This window comes from Bacteroides cellulosilyticus DSM 14838, assembly GCF_000158035.1.
In the GTDB taxonomy this organism is placed as follows: domain Bacteria; phylum Bacteroidota; class Bacteroidia; order Bacteroidales; family Bacteroidaceae; genus Bacteroides; species Bacteroides cellulosilyticus.
Genome location: NZ_EQ973492.1, coordinates 20,812 through 39,444, shown reverse-complemented (window position 1 = coordinate 39,444; position 18,633 = coordinate 20,812). Strand labels below are relative to the sequence as shown.

Sequence of the window (18,633 nt, the reverse complement as noted above, 5' to 3'; positions counted from 1 at the left end):
TTATTTTAGTTTACTCTCCATAGTATCAAGTTGTTAAGGTGGTTTTTTAACCTTAAAATGACAAATTGAAAGTTATAAATTAATCACATATTAAAAAAATAATAAGATTATGGGAAAGAAAGTCGTTACATTAGGCGAGATCATGTTGAGATTGTCCACTCCGGGAAATACCCGTTTTGTTCAGTCTGATTCATTTGACGTAGTATATGGTGGTGGTGAAGCAAATGTAGCTGTCAGCTGTGCCAACTATGGACATGACGCTTACTTTGTGACTAAATTGCCGAAACACGAAATCGGTCAATCAGCTGTGAACGCACTGCGCAAATATGGTGTAAAACAGATTTCATTGCCCGTGGTGGCGACCGCGTAGGTATCTACTATCTTGAAACAGGTGCTTCTATGCGTCCCAGCAAAGTAATCTATGACCGTGCACATTCTGCCATTGCTGAAGCAGATGCAGCTGACTTCGATTTTGATGCAATCATGGAAGGTGCCGATTGGTTCCACTGGTCCGGTATCACTCCCGCTATCTCCGATAAGGCTGCCGAGCTGACAAAATTGGCTTGCGAAGCTGCAAAACGTCATGGCGTTACGGTATCGGTTGACCTCAACTTCCGTAAGAAACTCTGGACGAAAGAAAAAGCACAATCCATCATGAAGCCGTTGATGCAGTTTGTTGATGTTTGTATCGGTAACGAAGAAGATGCAGAGCTTTGTCTGGGCTTCAAACCCGACGCTGATGTAGAAGGTGGAAAGACTGATGCTGAAGGCTACAAGGGCATCTTCAAGGCAATGGCTAAAGAATTCGGATTCAAATATGTTATTTCTACTTTGCGTGAATCATTCTCTGCAAGTCATAATGGCTGGAAGGCAATGATTTATAACGGTGAAGAATTCTACGAATCTAAACGTTACGATATCAATCCGATCGTCGACCGTGTAGGTGGTGGTGATTCTTTTTCCGGTGGTATCATCCACGGTCTGCTGACGAAGCCTAACCAGGGTGCGGCTCTTGAATTTGCCGTAGCTGCTTCTGCTTTGAAGCATACTATCAATGGAGACTTCAATCTGGTATCGGTAGAAGAAGTTGAAGCATTGGCAGGTGGAGATGCAAGCGGACGTGTACAGAGATAAATTCATGTACAATTTACCATTTACAATGTACAAATAGCGGCAAATGACGAGAGAGGAGATGAAAAACCGCTTAAAGGTATTTGCGGTACGAGTTATAAAGTTGGTAGATAAACTTCCTAATACTCCGGCAGGAAGAGCTATCGGAAACCAAGTAGTTCGTTCAGGAACTTCTCCCGGAGCAAACTATAGAGCCGCTTGCATTGGAAAGTCTGATAAGGATTTTCTGAATAAATTGAAAATGGTAGAAGAAGAACTTGATGAAACTGCATATTGGTTGGAGTTGATAATGGAACTTGAACTTGTGAAACCCGAATTGCTGCAAGATTTGCATCATGAAAATAAGGAACTGGTTAGCATAATTGTAAAGTCTATAATCACTATGCGCAATAAGCAGAATATAGAAATAAAGTAATAATAACAGATGTCTCTGTATAATGTCCGCATGGTTAAATTGTACATTGTACATTGTACATTGTAAATTGTAAATCATAAGATGGCTAAGTTTGATAAAATAGCAGTATTGAATAAGATCGGTTCTACCGGAATGGTGCCCGTCTTCTATCATAAAGATGCAGAAGTTGCAAAAAAAGTAGTGAAAGCGTGTTATGAAGGTGGTGTTCGTGCCTTCGAATTTACTAACCGTGGTGACTTTGCTCACGAAGTGTTTGCAGAAGTTGTGAAATTTGCAGCGAAAGAATGTCCGGAGATGGCTATGGGCGTAGGTTCTATCGTTGATCCGGCTACGGCTGCCCTTTACTTGCAATTGGGTGCTAATTTCGTTGTAGGTCCGTTGTTCAACCCTGAAATCGCTAAGATTTGTAACCGTCGCCTGGTTGCTTATACTCCGGGATGCGGAAGCGTTTCAGAAGTGGGCTTCGCACAAGAGGCAGGATGCGATCTTTGCAAGATCTTCCCGGGTGATGTGCTCGGTGCAAAACTGGTAAAAGGCTTGTTGGCTCCGATGCCATGGTCTAAGCTGATGGTGACCGGTGGGGTAGAACCTACTCAGGAAAACCTGACTTCTTGGATCAAAGCCGGTGTGTTCTGTGTAGGTATGGGATCTAAACTCTTCCCGAATGATAAAGTTGCTGCGGAAGACTGGACTTATGTAACAGAAAAATGTAAAGAAGCTCTGGCTTATATCGCAGAAGCTAGAAAATAAGATATTTCATTTTGTTTAAAGGTGTTTAAAGGGGACAACCATTGGAGTTGGCAGATCGTGCCACTCCAGTGGTTTGTTTTTTTATGCGAATTATTTTTTGAGGTAATAATCTTGGGATTTGTTAGTTTTCGGTTTCTTTTTTGATGAATTCTGAGTTAATCTTCTCCGGTTTCTTATAAACTTGTATATTTTGATCTATGAATTTCCTAACAACTTGTGTATTCTATTATTTTAATTGATATAAAGTTGTAAATATTGGTATTTATCCCTATCTTTGTAACCGATTCAGTTTTCATAGAATTGCAAAACAAACAAATTGAGCATTATGGATAGGAAAAAAATGAAACGAGTGGCTCTTGGAGCTCTCATTGGCGCATTCTCGTTGAGTAGTTGTGCTGACAAAGATGTGTATCAGGGAGAACACAAGAACACGCCTCTTAATCCGACAGAAGTTTTCGACTTCAGTATGGTTAAACAGGTAAAGGTAAATGTAGATTATGGATTTACGAATGACTATTATGTCATTTTCGGACTCTATGATCAGAATCCTCTGAAGGAAGTTGGAGATTCATGGGTGAAAGATGAGACACTGGCTCCTGTCTATTCTGCTTCTACCGATAAAAAAGGTAAATATTCGGGTACTATACAGATTCCTACGGCTATTACGGAGGTATGGCTTTATACGGACTATTTAGGAACGGTTTCTCCGGTTAAGTTGACAGTTTCTGCCGGTGGTGAAATAAACTTCAATCAGGCAGAATATGTTGCCTCATTAAGCACTAAGACAAGAGGAACAACATCCGGAGGATATACTTATTTGGATAGCTGGAAGTTAATGCCCGGAGTTGATTGGGATGGCCGTGGTTATCCTAATAATATGGAAGATGGTTTGAGTATGCCGTCTGCTGATATTTTATATAGTATAAAGGACACATACAGTAAAATTAATGGTAAGAAAATTACGGAGTTGCATCCGGAATGGCTAAATAATAATACCACTTCTGAAATCAAAATCACTAAAGCTACGGAATTAAGCCTTGTATTCGTCACAAGTGGAGCCCAGTTTAATAATACAGTAGGATTCTTTACTTATACCACGGGAACTATTCCTACAGAAGCTTCTATTCAGAAGGTATTGGCATTCCCTAATGCGTCTCCTATTACTAAAATGTCTGATAATGGTAATGGTTCATTGCTTTGTGGTCACGAAGTGAAACTTAAATACTGGAATGAAGCAGAACAAAAATTTGAAGATAAGTTTCCGGCAGGTGTTACTGTTGGATGGTGTTTGCAGGCGATGGGCTTTAATAAGGGGAATATTGTGAATGGTATGGGAATTCGTTACTCTTATAGTTCAATGAATTCGGATAATGCTCAGCGTGTGGTAGCATTGCGTGAGAAAAGTTCTGACCAGATTGTGGCTATTGGTTTTGAGGATAATAAAGACTATGACTATTGTGATGCTGTGTTCTATCTGAAAGTTGCTGAATCGGGAGCTATAGATACGGATGGACCGGAATTGCCTCCTGTGGGTCCTCCTAGCGATTTGGATAATACAGTGACATATAAGGGAACTCTTGCTTATGAGGATTTATGGCCTTCACGCGGAGATTACGATATGAATGATATGGTCGTGAAATATCAGTCTACTCTTTATCGGAATGTGTTGACGAATAAAGTTTATAAGATTGTTGATGAATTTACTCCTGTTCATAATGGAGCCTCATATGTTTGTGGTTTTGGTTATCAACTGCATAAAGTGTTACCGGATAGGGTAAGAAGCGTTGATGTGTCAGGTCCTGAAGGCTGGAGGGTTGAAACTGGTCAATCTTATCCCACAATTATTTTGTTTGACAATCTCAGAACTGTCTTGAATCAGACATTTACAGTTACTCTTGAATTGGCGGATGTGGATCAGGCCCAGGTGCAACCTCCTTACAATCCGTTTATTTTTGCGAGAAGTAGAGAGGTTGAGGTGCATTTAGTCAACTATCCGCCCACTGACAAGGCAAATATGGAACTATTTAATACGGCTGATGATCAATCCAATATTTCATCAGGAATTTATTATATATCTCGATATCAGGATGATATAGAACTCCTTATGCCATACGGAATCAATTTACCTACACATGATTTTAACATTCCTGCGGAAACCGTTAAGATATACGATACTTATCCGGGATTTAAAGATTGGGTGAGATCTCACGGTGCGTCAAACAGTGATTGGTATAAGAAGAATTAAATATATCCGAAAATAAGTTATAAATAAGAAGATTTTTTGTGTTGCTGTTTGCGCACACGGAAAATCTTCTTATCTTTGTATCGCAGTTGTGAAACTGCTCATGATTTTGACTTTTAAATAAATTAGTTTTTTAGTTTTCAATAAAGGATTAGTTAGGTAAAAAGATTCGTTAATAGTTTTTTTCATAGGCTAAAATTTGGATTTAGAAATTAGGTAATTAGGTATAGAAGGTAAAGAAAGTTTGTTTTTATAGGTAATTAGAAGTTTTATTTTTGGGTAAAGAGAAGATTGATTTTTAGGTAACAATGATGCAGTTTAAAAGAAAAGCCTCTATGGCTTTTCTTACAGAGGCGAGAGGTTCGTGAGAGCTTACTCGTTTTTTTTGTTATATACTTCTCTTTCTATAACTTTTGTTCGGTTTTTATTTCTTTTTCGTATCTTTGTTGCAATTGTATTCAAATGAATACTTTAAAGCAAAGATAGGCAAGTATGGAAGAAATAAGCAGTCAAGATATACGTTGGAAACAGCGTTTTCAGAATTACGAGAAGGGATTCAAACGTTTATCTCGTGCCATAGAAGTTGTAAAATCCGCTCCTGATGATGATTTGTTGCAATCCGGGCTCGTTCAGACCTATGAGTACACATTTGAACTGGCATGGAAAACATTGAAGGATTATCTTACGTTAGAAGGTTTTGAGGTGCGTTCCCCCCGTGAAACGATTCGCCAAGGCTTCCAGAGTGGATATATCATGAATGGCGAAGATTGGTTGCAGGCATTGGCCGACCGTAATCTGACCACTCATATTTATGATGATGAAATTATTATTCGGGTACTGAATGATATCTTTGAGCGTTATTTTTTTCTGCTTCAAGACTTCTATGTTTCTTTTAAAGAAAAAGCAGATGAATAAGATTCTGTGGCAACAATATGGATTGAGTGAAATAAACGGGAAGCGAATCATTGATGTTCTTTCTCGTTTTTCAGAGGTGCAAGAAGCTGTTTTGTTCGGTTCTCGCGCCAAGGGCAATTATAATCGGGGATCAGATATTGACATTGCTGTAAAAGGAACCATTTCAAAAGATGTGCTGTCGGCATTGCTTGTCGCTTTCGATGAAACAGTTCTGCCTTATTTTGTAGATATAGTGGTTTATGGACATATCAAAAATTTGGCATTGAAAGAGCATATTGACAGAATTGGAGTTTGCATTTATTCAGTGCCATGAATATGAAATCAGACGATATGTATGTCGCATGAGAGCCTGCACGTTTTTTATGTTCCGTCATGAAAAATGGGACATTTTATTTTTTTTAAGAAGTGATGATTTTTTCAGTCATTCTTTGTATATTTGTGGCATTATCTACATAAAATATTAATTTTGGAACAGGTACTGCTTATATTTGATTGGATTCTATACGTATTGTTTGCGATAAACATACTGTATTTACTGGTTTATAGTTTGGCGTCACTTCGACGGAAACCCGATAAGCCGGTTCTTGCGAAAGAGTATAAGCGATTTGCGCTATTAATAGCAGCATATAAGGAGGATGTCGTTATCATGGATACAGTGCAGGCTTGCCTGGCACAGGATTATCCAAGTGATAAATATGACGTAGTAGTGATTTCAGATCACATGCAGCCTTCTACAAACAATAAACTTCGTGCGTTGCCAATCAAGCTGCTTCAGGTGGATTTTGAAAAGAGCACGAATACGAAATCGCTGAAGGCTGCTCTTGAGTATTTGGATAAGGACTCCTATGATGTAGCGTTAATAATAGACGCTGATAATGTCATAAATTCGTCCTATCTCGTAGAGTTGAATAATGCTTTTGGCAATCCGGAAGTACAGGTGGTACAGACGCATCGGATCGCAAAGAATTTAAATACAAATATGGCTTATTTGGATGCAATTAGTGAGGAGATAAATAATTCCATATTTCGTCTTGGACATGTGAATCTGGGGATGTCAGCTGCTTTGATAGGTTCCGGTATGGCATTTGAGTACCCTTTATTTTATAAAGCTATGATGAGTAATACTTCGGTTGGAGGTTTTGATCGGGTATTGGAGATGAAGCTGCTTTTCCATCGCGTATTTTTTCACTATTTGCCCGATACGTATGTGCTGGACGAGAAGATACAGAAAACGAAGAATTTTTATCAGCAACGCCGTCGTTGGTTGTCGGCACAGTATTATAGTTTGGGTGAATTTGTACATCATTTGATCCCGGCCATTCGTGACCGAAAATGGGATTTTTGTGATAAACTTTTTCAGCAAGCTTCCTTCTCGCGGTTGTTGTTATTAGGATTCACTTTTATATTTTCGGTGTGCTTTTCAATATGGTTTCCTGCGTTGGCTTATAAGTGGTGGGGGATATTCGGGCTGTTGTTGTTGGCATTGGTGATTGCTATTCCCCGTCGGTTCTGGAAATGGCGTTTGGCCAAGGCAATATGTTTTGTCCCATACTCATTTCTGCTGATGTTTTTTAATTTATTCCGGCTGAAGGAGGCGAATAAGAAGTTCATTCATACGGCGCATGGGGTGGAATAAGTGAAAAAACGCGCTTTTTTAGTCAGAAGGCAATTTTTATCGGAAAATAATAGAAGTGATAAAATGGTAAACGAAAAAGAGAGGTGTTACCACCTCTCTTTTCCTACATCGAAGCACGGACACTCTTTTGTCCATTCCATTGGCTCCACCTCTCCATTTCCGTTCACATCCGGGCTCAAGTCCCGGTGCCCTACAATTCTCGCTTCCGGATAATCCATCTTCAGGACTCGCACCAACACTCGCAATGAATGCCGTTGCCATTCCGTCCGTGTATCCTTTGCTATCCCATGGCAGTCCAAGCCGCCCTCATAGCAAATTCCGATGCTATGGGCATTGTAGCCCTTCGCGTGGGCACCGACCCTCTCGACCGGGCGTGTGGATCGGATATCGCCGTTGCGGCGGACGTAGAAATGATAGCCTGCGCCATCAAAACCACGGCGGCGGTGAGCGGTATCCAGGTCGCGCTCGGTAAAGGGGCGGTCCTCGCGAGTGGCGCTGCAATGGATCACAATTAGATCAATTCTTCTCACAGATTCATCGCGTTTGCGCTAAAAGCGCCTATTACGGCTGAAGCCACTGCGATGATTAATTTCAGGATCTTGTCCCAAGTCGTTTTTTTCATATTGATAAGTGAATTAGTGATTAGTGAATTAGTGATTAGTGATTAGCGGGCTGCGCAACCTTTATCCCAACGGATTTTCATCCAGGCCTCCGTCTCCGCCTTCTCCGCTGCCACCGGAAGAGGAACCGCCGCCGTTGCCGGACGAGTTGCCATCTTCCGATACCAGTTCGAAGACGATGTTGTTCGGTCCACCTTTTGTAGTGGCGATGCTGTCGTTTGCCAGTCGTAGGGTGTTGGCCACCTTGAAGCGGATGTTGACACGTTTGATATTCTTCACTGTACAATCCTTGGCCGCATCGGTGGCAAGGCATTTGAAGGTGGTGTGGAAAATCCCGAAGCCGTCCAGGCGGACACTGTTACCGTCAGTCATTGTTTGGCGCATCTGACGCACGATGGCCTTGCCTACATGTACCACGTCCTCGGCCGACATTCCGCCCAGGGCTTCGATGTCCTGTGCGATACGTTCAAGATCGAACATTTTCGCGTCTTTCGGTTTGCGTTTCAGAGTGTAAACCATGGGAGATGTTTTATCTCCGATTTTCTTGTGGCGCTGTGTGCGCACTACTAATGCATTTGCCATAATTTTACAAATAATTTAGAGTGAATAAATGGTGAATTATTTCATAACCTTTCCGATAGTAAGGAAGACACCTTTCTTCCGGTTTGGTTCAACAAAGATAGAGCATGCCATCAGTGTGTATGGAGGTTCGGAGAGTTTCGTGGAGGTTTGCGGAGGAAAAAAGAGCTTTTTGGAGGATAAACGTTGGGAAATGCGGGCAGACGGTGCGAAACAGTGTGAAAAAGGGAAAGGGAGCCCTAAGGCTCCCCTAAAACATTGACGATCAAACGTACTTGGGCAGGTGTGTAGCACCTGTCGGTGCGGCTCAGTCCTGTTTCCTGCAGGCGCTGCTCCAGCCCGGGAGCTTTTCGTATCCACGTGTTGAAGCGGTTGACGGCTGTCTGCTGGGCTACTCCGCGGATGTAGCACATGGCCAATTCGCCTTTCCCGTAGCTGCGTATCACAAAGCAGACTTCTAAAATGGAATCATCAGTTTTTTGCATATTCAAAAATGAATGTTTTGTTGTTTATATTGGATGCTTTTAATTGTATGTAAATGTACTGAAAATTAATCAAATAAGCAACCTTGTCCCGAAGTATTTTCAAGCCAATTTTCATTGTCGAATACCGTGTTTATCGGTCCCGGTTTGTCACCGTCCGGTCCGTGCACAATGGCTTCTTCGCAGGGCCAGTAGCGTCCGTTGATGCGGTTGTAGACGAATTTGGCGTTGGTGTGGGCGCTGCCCAAATGCTTGAACCGGACTTTGTCGATGTGGATGGTAACGATTTCCTTATCGTCGTTGCGATCTACGATAAGACAGTAGTCGGCCATGTTACCGAAGTTGGCGGAACCGTTGATGTCGTTCATCTCTGCACGCCGCCGTTCGCCGTTGGTGGTGTTGCGGTTCACCTTGCGCGGATGCGCCACGAGGATAATGAGGCACTTGTGTTGCTGGGCGAATCGGCTCAGCTTGTTCAGCAGCGAGGTGATGTATTGCAGTTCCGTTTGTCCCGGTTCCAGTTGCTGGTCGATGCGGTTTAGCGGATCTATGACAAAGATGCGCATCCCGCGGCGACGTACCAGTTGGCGGGCTTTCTCAAGGATGCAGTCCACGGTGTAGCTTCCCGTGTCCGGTAAGATGTGCGTCACATTGTCCGTCAGCCAGCGCACCACCCGGTTGTAGAGGGTTTCCGTCATACCCGCTCCGGGGCGGAAGGGATGCCCGGTCAGCTTTTCGGAGAGCTTGGCCAGATGGTATTCCATGGGCATGTTTTCGGGACTGAAGTAGCCGATTTTCCACCCGTGCCTCAAGCAGAGGCGCAGGACGAGTTCGTCGATGAATTCTGACTTTCCATCTCCGGGAAAGCCGCTCGTTACCACGAAACGTCCGGTTTCGAAAGTGCAGTTCTCGTCCAGATTGTCCCAGCCCGTTTCAGCGCCCCGTTGAAGGCCGTTTTCGAAGAGCGTGCGGAAGGCATCTTGGCGGTCTTCGGCGGTGAAGACGCCTTCCAGCGGGATTTCTTCGGCCTGCGCCAAGGTGATGAGCAGACTTTCGGCTCCGTAGCGGATGAGATGCTCGTTGGCATCCTTGCATTCCGGCCCGAAGTGTACCAGGCGGCAGCGTTCGGTTCCGAGGCGCCGCACGAGTTCCCGTTGCAGCAGCCGGCCGGAGTTGTCCTCGTCTGTGGCGATGTAGATGAGTTGCTTCGGCTCGAAGTGTGTATCCACAAAGCGGTCCATCCAGGTGAGGTTGTTCTGCGCGCCGGCGGGCACGGAGATCACGTCCTTTCGTCCGGCGCTCATGAAGGCGGCGGCGTCGAATTCGCCCTCGGTGATGATGCATTCCGGAGTGTCCAGTATGGCGTCGATGTTGTAGGGGATCAGCTCGGCGCCCTTCACCATCATGAAGTGCTTACGGCCGCTGCGGTACTTGGTGTTGATGAGCGTGCCGTTTTCGAAATAGTTGAAGCAGAGGCAGTTTTCCAGTTCGTGGCTTTCGGGCAGCATGATGCATTCTTCAGTGATGCGCAGTTCGGCCAGTAGATGTTGCGCCAAGCAGCGTTCCTGTGTCCAGTATCGTTCCAGGTTCTCGCTGAGCTTTGCCTTGGCGGCGTCGAAGACGGGGCGGCGGAAGTGGGAGGGGAGCTTGCTGGTACGGTTGTATTTTTCTTTTAACTGTTGCCGTTCCCGCTCTTCGGCATCATCGGGCACGTAGAACTTGTGACCGCAGTGATGGCAGTAGCATAAGCCCTTGTCCAGATCGATGGAGAACGATTTGTTGCCTTTGTGTCCGCGGGTGGCGTTGCACTCCGGACAGATGGTTTTGATTTTGCCGCTGGTACGACCGTGGGTGTCGATTCCGTACTTATGAAAATTTCTCATTGTTTGTTGGATTGTTGAAAATTATTTTTGGAAAGTCATTTGTGAAGTCGTTTGGAAATGCCACACTTCAGTGTCTCGAATGCCACACTTCGTGGGGGCAAATGCCACACTTGGATGAGCGTGATCTGTGGCATTTGCTTTGTTCAGCTGTGGCATTTGCCTTGTTCAACTGTGGCGTTTGTCCCCATGAAGTGTGGCATTTGCGAGCTCCATGAGCGTGTGGATTCATTCCAGAAAGCGGTGGCGTCCGGTCGGGGAGGGGCATTGTCGGGAATAGTGCAGCCCAGATAGGTGCGTCGGCCGTCAATGCGCTGTTCGTAGCGGTAGGGATCGGGCGGGGCGGCGGACTTCTGCTTGGCGTCAAGTGCCAGTAGGGTTGCGTACAGGGCTTGCGAAGTGCGTTGTCCGCCTTTGGTATAGTTTGCGAAATAGCGGCGCGCATCGCTTTCATTCAGCAAGTCGTGCCATTTGTCGTAGACTTCGACATGTTGTTTGAAACAATCCACAGCCACCTTGATGTGGCGCATCAGTAGTGCACCGTAGCCGCTGTGCATGCAGGTTGCTTCGAGCCAGGGCGTTTTTTCGACCAGTCCGTCCACCAATTCCCGCCAGGGACGTATGGGATACAGCGGTGCTTGCGGCCGACCGAAGTCGTCGCAGACGGTAAGCGTAGTCGGAGAATTGTTGGCATCATTATCAGCATCAGCAGTAGTTTCTTTTTCTTTTGCTGCTGCTGTTATTATATCTTTTATATTCTCTTTAAATACTTTGCAGACTATTTCTTCAACGGTGCTGTCTTTTAGCGTGTTACCTTGATTTTTGACCTGATTTTCCGGATTCAGCTCTGACGTTTTTTGCCGAATTTCATCATTTTTTGCATCGGAACCGGCGTTTTCTCCAGCATTTTTTGCCGTTTCTTTTTCCTGCTTCTTCACCGGATTCAGTTCTTCGGGGCTGAAAAAGCCGTCTTCTTCAAGATTGAAAAGTTGGAATTCGGAGATGATTTTCTTCAGGTAACTGAGCGGCATCTTTTTGCTCTTGCAGTAAGGGCGCAGATATTCCAGTTTTGCTCTGGGGGTAGGCAGTATGGAGAGTTTCTCGATGATGATCCAGTAGGCTCCGGTTCCTCTGGGGCCTTCCTTGTCGAACAGATCTTGCATTCGTGGGTCGTGCATGGCCATGAGCGGGTGCTGCAGGTAAAAATTTCTTTTCATTACAATTGCTTTAAATTTGATTAATTACTTGTGGGAAAATGTTGCGTAAGGCGGAGTAGCCTGTTGTGGCGGCGACGGCGTTTTTTCGTAGCGTTTTCTCTTGACGGCGTCAAAGGTAAGCATAGCCCAAAGATTCTATATGTACGGTCTGTCCACTGCTTGTCCGTGTCAGAATAGCTTCCGGACAAGGTTTAGTGGGCCTGGACCGTACATTAGAAATGAATGGTTACTCATTGTTAAAATTAAGGTTTATTATGAATTGGGGGAGCCCTGACACCGAAGAGAGCATTACGATAATTACATGCAATCATCTGGCGGTCATTTTTTTAGCTTCTTTTTGCCCGGGGCCTGGCTGTATCTGTGAGTGACCTCGCGAATGTGTCCCAGCGCTAGTTTCAGGCGTACGCTGATATTGCCTTTGCCTTCAAGCAGATCCTTCATGCCTTGGGCGAAAAGCTCCAGTACGATAAATTCCAGTTTTACATGGTTTGTTTCGATCAGAACGTTGAAGATTTCTACATGATCTCCGTTAGTAACGGATAGCTCAAATGTTTTTTTTCATGATTTTTGTATTAATAAAATAAATGGCGGCAAAGGTAGAAATACCCGGAGAGGGAGTCTGGCAATTTTTGGGATATAATTGGTGTTTACTGTTTTGATGAAAGAAATCCGCGGAAGGTGCCTCGGATAACGGCCGCTGCCAATCGAAATTTACCGTGTAGCAGATATACCATTGCCTTTTTAGGCGCGGCAATGAGAGAAATGTATAGGCAGGACAGGATCTTTTCGCCGCCCGGTATGTTTCGACGGGCGTACAGGATGCGGGCGCGTGAGAGATAGAATTCTCTTAAGGGGGTTCCTTTCTTGGCAGTCATGCTTTCCTTGTGGTAGACTACGGCTTCGGGTTCGTACCATAATTTATACCCGGCCCGGTGTAGCTGTGCCGACCAGTCAAATTCTTCATAAAACAGAAAGTAGATTTCTGTCATTGTGCCTGCTTGTTGCAGGGCGTCACGACGCACCATCATGGCGGCGCCATGCAGGGAGGCGGTTTCGCATGCTATCCGATAGCTGGGCTGGTCTTTTTCGTTGAAGCCGATGGCGGCATTGCGTAGTGTGATGCGTGAGAATGGGGTAAAGCCGGCGTATTGTAGTGTGTCGGGTGCGTAGCTGTATTTTAGCATGGGCGATACACCGCCGTTTTGGGGGGCTGCTTCCAGCCGGTGGATCAACGTTTCCAGTATCGGTTCTTTGATAATCGTGTCATTATTGAGGAAAAACAGATAGTTGCCTTCAGCTACTGTCAGTCCGGCGTTGTTGCCTCCGGCAAACCCGGTATTGGTATTTTGTACGACTTTTACTTCGGGGTGGCGCAGCTTGATTTCATCGGCTTCGGGCATGCGGGAGCCGTTGTCCACTACAATGATTTCATAGGGGTGGGTTTCGTGCTTGCGGAATGAGGCGATCATTTCGCAGGTGTCGGCAAGGCCGTTGTAGTTGACGGTGATGATGGAGACCATAATATTAGTTATGTAAAAACTTTAAAAGTACTTCAATCATATTTTGATATGATAGTTTTTGGCTATCATAGTTATGATATACATCAATATTGATTTGCTTGTTTACTATTTGGGAAAGAATATTGCTTAAACCGATATTGTCTTCCTGCTCTATAAAATAACCGTATTTTTCTTGCTCTATTAGGTCTTCAGCAGCACCGGTACGTGTACTGATTATGTAATTTCTAAATCGTTTCGCTTCATTCAGTACCAGCCCGTAACTTTCTCTACGTGAGGTGGACACAAATATTTTAGCTTTGTTATACCATTCCCATAATTCTTTTTTATTGTCGATTTTTCCTTTAAAGATAATTTGTTTTCTTTTGGAAGGATAATTTTTGTAAAATTGTTCTATAATGCTATTGAAATCATTTTCAATAGGACCTATAAAGCAAAATTTCCATTCTTTTAAATCTACATCTTCTAATGCTTTTAAAAGCATTTCTGTATTTTTCTGTGAAGTTCCCAACCGTCCTACGGTAATCATTAGGTTTTCTTTTTCATCGTACATTCGCTCCTTAATTCCTAATATGTTTAGATGTGCTTCATCAAATGCATTGGGCATCAATACAAGTTTTTTTCTCAGTTGGTCTCCAAAGTACTTATTATGGCATAGAGAATTATAAGGTTGTGACGTTTCACATGAAATTACATTTACTTTACTTAGGCAACTGTTATATATTATTTTTCGTATAGTTCTACCTATAAAAGAACATCTGGACAAATCCCATTCTTTACCTGATTCTGTATCTAATTTTACATAAATAAGCCCATCTCTGTTTAAAATTTTATAAAGTAGGATGTTTACGAAAGTTTCTAATCGCCAGTGGAAACACATCAATAGGTTGATGCGTGAAGCATTTTGCCACAAGTACTTTACATAAATGGGAATTCGCTGGAGTGGTTTATATCCTAATGGTCTTCTTACAAAGTGCAAATCCTTTTTCTGTCTTTTGGAAATTTGTGTTGCAATTTCTTCGGAATAGCCACAACAGATTTCTACTTGGTATCCTAAAGCTTGCCCCAAATAATAAGGTACTAATACAACATCTTTACCGAACTCTAAAGAGTTAAGTTTCCTCCAAAGCAATGTAATGTTCTTTTTTTGTTCCATTTGTTTAATTTGTAATTTTTTCCGCTTTTTCTAGTGCCTCTAAGAAAAATTTCCCTTCACTAATCAACTGACCAATAGATTGTGCATTCTTTTTATATATATTATAAACCTTTTGGTCCATACAGTTAATGATATCGGCAGCATCGTGCAAGGAGGATACGCATATTCCAACTTTGTATTTATTTACAAATGATGCCATGCCACTTTCTTCCCAAACGATAACAGGAACTCTTGCTGCTAAATACAGCCCACATTTATGTGAATTATTAAACCGCAAATAGGTGCCTAAAAGACCGCAACAAGTATTGATAGAAATGCCATCCCAAACAAGTCCCCATGTGCATTGGGATATATTTTCAATTAGTTCGTCAGGAGCTTTTTTCCCCATAAATTCTATGTTTCTATCTTTTTTTTCTTCAGTATTGCTTCCCCAAATTTTAAAATTTAAATTGACGGAAGATAATTCATTAATAAAAGGAGCCTTATTTAAGTTTCCAGCGAATGCTACAGATTTCTCGTTAAAAACCATATTAGTAGTATGCTCAGAAGCGATAGGTTCAAAGTTATTTAAGTAATCCCAAATTCCTATAGAAACTAAATGATTAGTGAAATGGTACTTATTCTGTAAAATCTGAATTGAGTTATCATTAGGTGCCAATATGATGTCAGCAACTGCAATACTGTTCATCTCAGCATGAGCATATTCTTTGCTTTTTTCCATTCGCATGGATTCAATATCATTAATAAAACAAATTAGCTTGAACCGGATGATTCTATTGAAAAACTTTAGAAGCTTTATGCGTTGAAAATTACTTGGTACAAAATAGAGAACTGTTCCGTTTCTACCAACCCTGAAACATAAGGTAAACAACAGAATTGGGATATCTATTAATTTAATAATTTTATTTGTCCTCGTAGGTAAAGCCAAAACAGCTTTATAGCCTTTTGAATCTAACAAAGCCATAATGTCTTTCATTGCTTTGGAACCTGCATTGGGATTTGCTGAAATCCCAAATTTTATATAGTATTTACTCATCTTTAAATCTCTATTTTTATTTAAACCAAAATACAATCCAATTTTTATATGTAACATATTGGGAGATATTCATACGTCGGAAACGGCATGCGGTTTCTATCTTCTCAAGCAGAGTCATTCTGTGTCCTAACCAAATAACTGAATTATATGTTTTTGTTAAATATAAATTAATAACAGATCTCCACCCATCGTTTAGTTGCGCCCAATTGTGTATTCGAGCGCATACCGTGGTATAACCGTCAATATTACGCATACTGAAATCATTGGTCATTGTTGAATTAGCACGCACTCTACGTTTAAAATATGGTTGAGAAATATAACGAATACGTTGGGCATTCAGTCTGATTTGCACAGCAAATGCATGGTCTTCGTGAATAATTCCAGGGGGAAAACCACTGAAACAACTTTTGAGGAATGGATGGCTAGTGAAACATAGGCATGGGGAAACTATAAATATATTGTGTTCTAATTCATAGTTAAAAAGTTCCATTCCATTCCATAATTTATTTTCATTAATGATCCCTTTTCTGCAATAGGTGAAAGTATTTGAAGTATCTGGGGCTGAGATAACAGTCGCATCAAAAAATACAAAATCAAGTTTATCCTTTTCACATATATTGTAGCATTCTTTCAAGGCGTCTGTATCTAATTTGTCATCGCTATCCATGAAATAAATGTATTTTCCAGTTGCAAGTTGTAAGCCATTGTTGCGTGCAACGCTTTGCCCTTGATTAGGTTGAGTCATATATCTTATTCTATGGTCTCTTAGAGCATACTCTTCTATGATATCAGGACTTTCATCGGTAGAGCCGTCATTGATGAGGATAATATCCAACTCTTTTAAACTTTGATTACAAATACTATCTAACGTTTCACGTAGAAAAGGTGCAGTATTGTATATGGGTATAATAATAGATACTTTCGGAATTACTAGAATATTATCACTCATTTTTTCCTTTTATTTAAGATGCTTTTGACTTTTGCAAATATATTATATTCTTTGGAATACTGTATATAAATTGTCCATAAAACTAGACAGATAAGAGTTTTAATAATTAAAGATAAAATTATAGTATCCTCTTTAATATAAGGTGTTACAAAATATAAAGCAGTGCCTATAATGCAGCTTAATATAATAGGAGATAAAAGTTGATAATAATAAAGACGAAGACTGCGGTGTAACATCTTTCGATATAACTGCCAATAACATTGCACGAAGCCCAAAAGGAAAGAAATGAGAATAGACCAGGCTGTGGCTTCTAATGAACGGAAATAAAAGATACCGATGAGGATGCTGACTACACTTGCTGTAGCAGAAAAGACTCCGCAAATGAACATGCCTCGGGTGTCATTTCCTGCCTGATAGAAGGAGCCTGAAGAGGAAAGAATGAGTTGAATACCTACTGTGAGCGATAATATTCTAAATACAGGAATAGATGGCAACCATTGATTTCCGAAAAAAAGTAAAATTAATTCATCGGAACAAAAGTATAGCAATATGCTAAGGGGAAAGCCAATGAAAGCCAATAGGCGGACAATACGTTCGTGAGCATTCCCCAATTTGCCCATGTCATTTTGATAGTCACTCAAAACAGGGTGCATTACAGGGGTAATGACAAAGGTGATGTTTTGTAAAGGGAGCATCATCAATCGATAAGATTTTTCATAATAACCAAGCGGACTCATGCCCATATACTTACCTATTAGTAGTTTGTCAAGATTACGGGTGAAGTAATTGACTATATTAAAAAGAAATTGGTATACAGAATAATTCCATATTTTTTTTACGCTTACTATACCAGAAGTGAAACGGAACTTTTGAGGGTATTTTTTTAGCGATATCAGGTAGAGGAGTAGGCTCGACAAGATGGGCTGGATAGTCAGCGCATAGAGACCTCCCCCGCACAGGGCAACAGCTACTGACAACATTCCTACTGTGATTTGTATGAAGAAAGTACGATAGGCAATGAATTTGAAATCTTTGTCCCTATAGAAGAGTGTGTTAGGAACCATAGCGGCGGCTGAGAAGAATAGGCTGACTGATAGTAACTGGCAGATAAAGATGAGCTGGGTGTTTTGGTAATAGTTTGCTATTATCCATGAGGAAAGAAAAAAAAGAACACCTAAGATAATTCCTAACCAAACTGTGAAAATATAGATATTACTAAGATCTCTTTTAGTTAACTCCTTGTTTTGGATGATGGCAGATGAGAAGCCTATATTAGTGAAAACGTTAAAAAAATTAATAATAACTGTAGCTACTGCCACCACACCGAAATCATCGGGTGATAACATGCGAGCAAGTACGGCAGTAACTATTAAGGAAATAAATATTCCCGAATATTTAGCTATTGCTGTGTAGAAAACTCCTGAAAAAATTTGTTGCTTTATACTTGCCATAACACTATGAGTAGGAAGTTTGTTGTAAGCTACTATCTTTACATATTTTTTTCATCTGTTCTTCCCATGATAGATGTCGGATAGAATCTCTTATTTCCTGTGGTGAAAGGGCTTGAGAATGACAAAAAGTTATCAACTGTGATATATCAATGGGACTTTCGTCAGCAACTGTTTTCAATACATAGGGCATATGGTCGAAGTCGGTATCAGTTTCAGAGTAAGTGAATGCAAAACCACGTGCTGCATATTCCCGGTTCTTCAAAGTTTTGATATCATATATGCCACTACGGTGGCGTGCTAAACTGCCAATAGCAAAATCAGCTTGTTCAAAAAGGGTATTTAAGGCCTCGCCATGTTTTGCACCATGGCAGATGACGTATGATTCTATTCCGTATTCTCGAATAGGGGTTTCTATCTCCCGACGTTCTCTTTCGCCGCTCATATTACCGACAAGATGGAAATATACTTTGTATTTCGGATGATTTTTGTAATATTTTCCAAGTCCTTTAATCAAGCGATCGAAGCCATGCCAGAAGTGTATTTCAGCCACACCTATCAGGTGAAGTTCTTTGCTAATATCGTGTATTGTCTTCCGTATCGGGATACTATTGAAGTCTATGCCATTAGAAATACGTATAGTACGTTGCCCGAAGATTT

Annotated in this window: 17 protein-coding genes and 2 pseudogenes; 7 read left to right on the top strand and 12 right to left on the bottom strand. The window is 41.8% G+C overall.

Annotation, left to right across the window (positions count from 1 at the left end; genetic code table 11):
• Positions 1-109: 109 nt before the first annotated feature.
• The 7 genes and pseudogenes from BACCELL_RS18195 to BACCELL_RS18165 all read left to right on the top strand — a co-directional run bounded on the left by BACCELL_RS18195 (position 110) and on the right by BACCELL_RS18165 (position 7,089).
• Positions 110-1,134, top strand: a pseudogene (locus tag BACCELL_RS18195) (PfkB family carbohydrate kinase).
• 43 nt (positions 1,135-1,177) lie between these two features.
• Complete coding sequence (locus BACCELL_RS18190) at positions 1,178-1,546, top strand: four helix bundle protein (RefSeq protein WP_007213440.1); 369 nt, start codon at positions 1,178-1,180, stop codon at positions 1,544-1,546.
• 81 nt (positions 1,547-1,627) lie between these two features.
• A complete protein-coding gene (locus BACCELL_RS18185; RefSeq protein WP_007213439.1) occupies positions 1,628-2,296 on the top strand; it encodes a bifunctional 4-hydroxy-2-oxoglutarate aldolase/2-dehydro-3-deoxy-phosphogluconate aldolase in 669 nt (222 codons plus the stop codon).
• A 325-nt stretch (positions 2,297-2,621) separates the two neighbouring features.
• A complete protein-coding gene (locus BACCELL_RS18180) occupies positions 2,622-4,541 on the top strand; it encodes an LruC domain-containing protein (protein ID WP_007213438.1) in 1,920 nt (639 codons plus the stop codon).
• A gap of 489 nt (positions 4,542-5,030) precedes the next feature.
• A complete protein-coding gene (locus tag BACCELL_RS18175; RefSeq protein WP_007213437.1) occupies positions 5,031-5,453 on the top strand; it encodes a nucleotidyltransferase substrate binding protein in 423 nt (140 codons plus the stop codon).
• On the top strand, positions 5,446-5,766 hold the full coding sequence (locus BACCELL_RS18170; protein WP_044154115.1) for a nucleotidyltransferase family protein: 321 nt from the start codon (positions 5,446-5,448) through the stop codon (positions 5,764-5,766). Before BACCELL_RS18175 ends, BACCELL_RS18170 begins: the two co-directional genes overlap by 8 nt.
• A 153-nt stretch (positions 5,767-5,919) precedes the next feature.
• Complete coding sequence (locus BACCELL_RS18165) at positions 5,920-7,089, top strand: glycosyltransferase family 2 protein (protein ID WP_044154209.1); 1,170 nt, start codon at positions 5,920-5,922, stop codon at positions 7,087-7,089.
• Between the two features lie 86 nt (positions 7,090-7,175).
• Here BACCELL_RS18165 and BACCELL_RS26130 read toward each other — a convergent pair whose 3' ends face one another.
• The 12 genes and pseudogenes from BACCELL_RS26130 to BACCELL_RS18105 form a co-directional block, all read right to left on the bottom strand.
• Positions 7,176-7,619 carry an N-acetylmuramoyl-L-alanine amidase gene (locus tag BACCELL_RS26130; RefSeq protein WP_081450830.1) on the bottom strand — a complete coding sequence of 148 codons (444 nt, stop codon included), beginning with the start codon at positions 7,617-7,619 and terminating at the stop codon, positions 7,176-7,178.
• Positions 7,616-7,711: a smalltalk protein gene (locus BACCELL_RS26575; protein WP_149950328.1), complete on the bottom strand. Its 96-nt coding sequence runs from the start codon at positions 7,709-7,711 to the stop codon at positions 7,616-7,618. The genes BACCELL_RS26130 and BACCELL_RS26575 overlap by 4 nt, the downstream gene beginning before the upstream one ends.
• A 61-nt stretch (positions 7,712-7,772) precedes the next feature.
• Positions 7,773-8,291: an HU family DNA-binding protein gene (locus tag BACCELL_RS18155; RefSeq protein ID WP_007213432.1), complete on the bottom strand. Its 519-nt coding sequence runs from the start codon at positions 8,289-8,291 to the stop codon at positions 7,773-7,775.
• Positions 8,292-8,527: 236 nt separating this feature from the next.
• On the bottom strand, positions 8,528-8,773 hold the full coding sequence (locus tag BACCELL_RS18145) for a DUF4248 domain-containing protein (protein WP_029328815.1): 246 nt from the start codon (positions 8,771-8,773) through the stop codon (positions 8,528-8,530).
• Positions 8,774-8,838: 65 nt separating this feature from the next.
• Positions 8,839-10,653, bottom strand: coding sequence for a bifunctional DNA primase/helicase (locus tag BACCELL_RS18140; protein WP_007213428.1), 1,815 nt, complete (start codon positions 10,651-10,653; stop codon positions 8,839-8,841).
• 143 nt (positions 10,654-10,796) lie between these two features.
• The gene (locus tag BACCELL_RS18135; protein ID WP_007213427.1) at positions 10,797-11,867 is read right to left on the bottom strand and encodes a DUF7833 domain-containing protein; all 1,071 of its coding nucleotides are present in this window, start codon (positions 11,865-11,867) and stop codon (positions 10,797-10,799) included.
• A gap of 647 nt (positions 11,868-12,514) precedes the next feature.
• Positions 12,515-13,387, bottom strand: coding sequence for a glycosyltransferase family 2 protein (locus BACCELL_RS18130; RefSeq protein WP_007213425.1), 873 nt, complete (start codon positions 13,385-13,387; stop codon positions 12,515-12,517).
• Positions 13,388-13,391: 4 nt separating this feature from the next.
• Positions 13,392-14,540: a glycosyltransferase family 4 protein gene (locus BACCELL_RS18125; protein ID WP_007213424.1), complete on the bottom strand. Its 1,149-nt coding sequence runs from the start codon at positions 14,538-14,540 to the stop codon at positions 13,392-13,394.
• Positions 14,541-14,544: 4 nt separating this feature from the next.
• Positions 14,545-15,633: a glycosyltransferase gene (locus BACCELL_RS18120; RefSeq protein WP_044154113.1), complete on the bottom strand. Its 1,089-nt coding sequence runs from the start codon at positions 15,631-15,633 to the stop codon at positions 14,545-14,547.
• A complete protein-coding gene (locus BACCELL_RS18115; protein WP_007213422.1) occupies positions 15,593-16,525 on the bottom strand; it encodes a glycosyltransferase family 2 protein in 933 nt (310 codons plus the stop codon). The genes BACCELL_RS18120 and BACCELL_RS18115 overlap by 41 nt, the downstream gene beginning before the upstream one ends.
• On the bottom strand, positions 16,522-17,976 hold the full coding sequence (locus BACCELL_RS18110; RefSeq protein WP_007213421.1) for a lipopolysaccharide biosynthesis protein: 1,455 nt from the start codon (positions 17,974-17,976) through the stop codon (positions 16,522-16,524). The genes BACCELL_RS18115 and BACCELL_RS18110 overlap by 4 nt, the downstream gene beginning before the upstream one ends.
• Positions 17,977-17,980: 4 nt before the next feature.
• Positions 17,981-18,633, bottom strand: a pseudogene (locus BACCELL_RS18105) (glycosyltransferase family 1 protein); the annotation flags it as partial.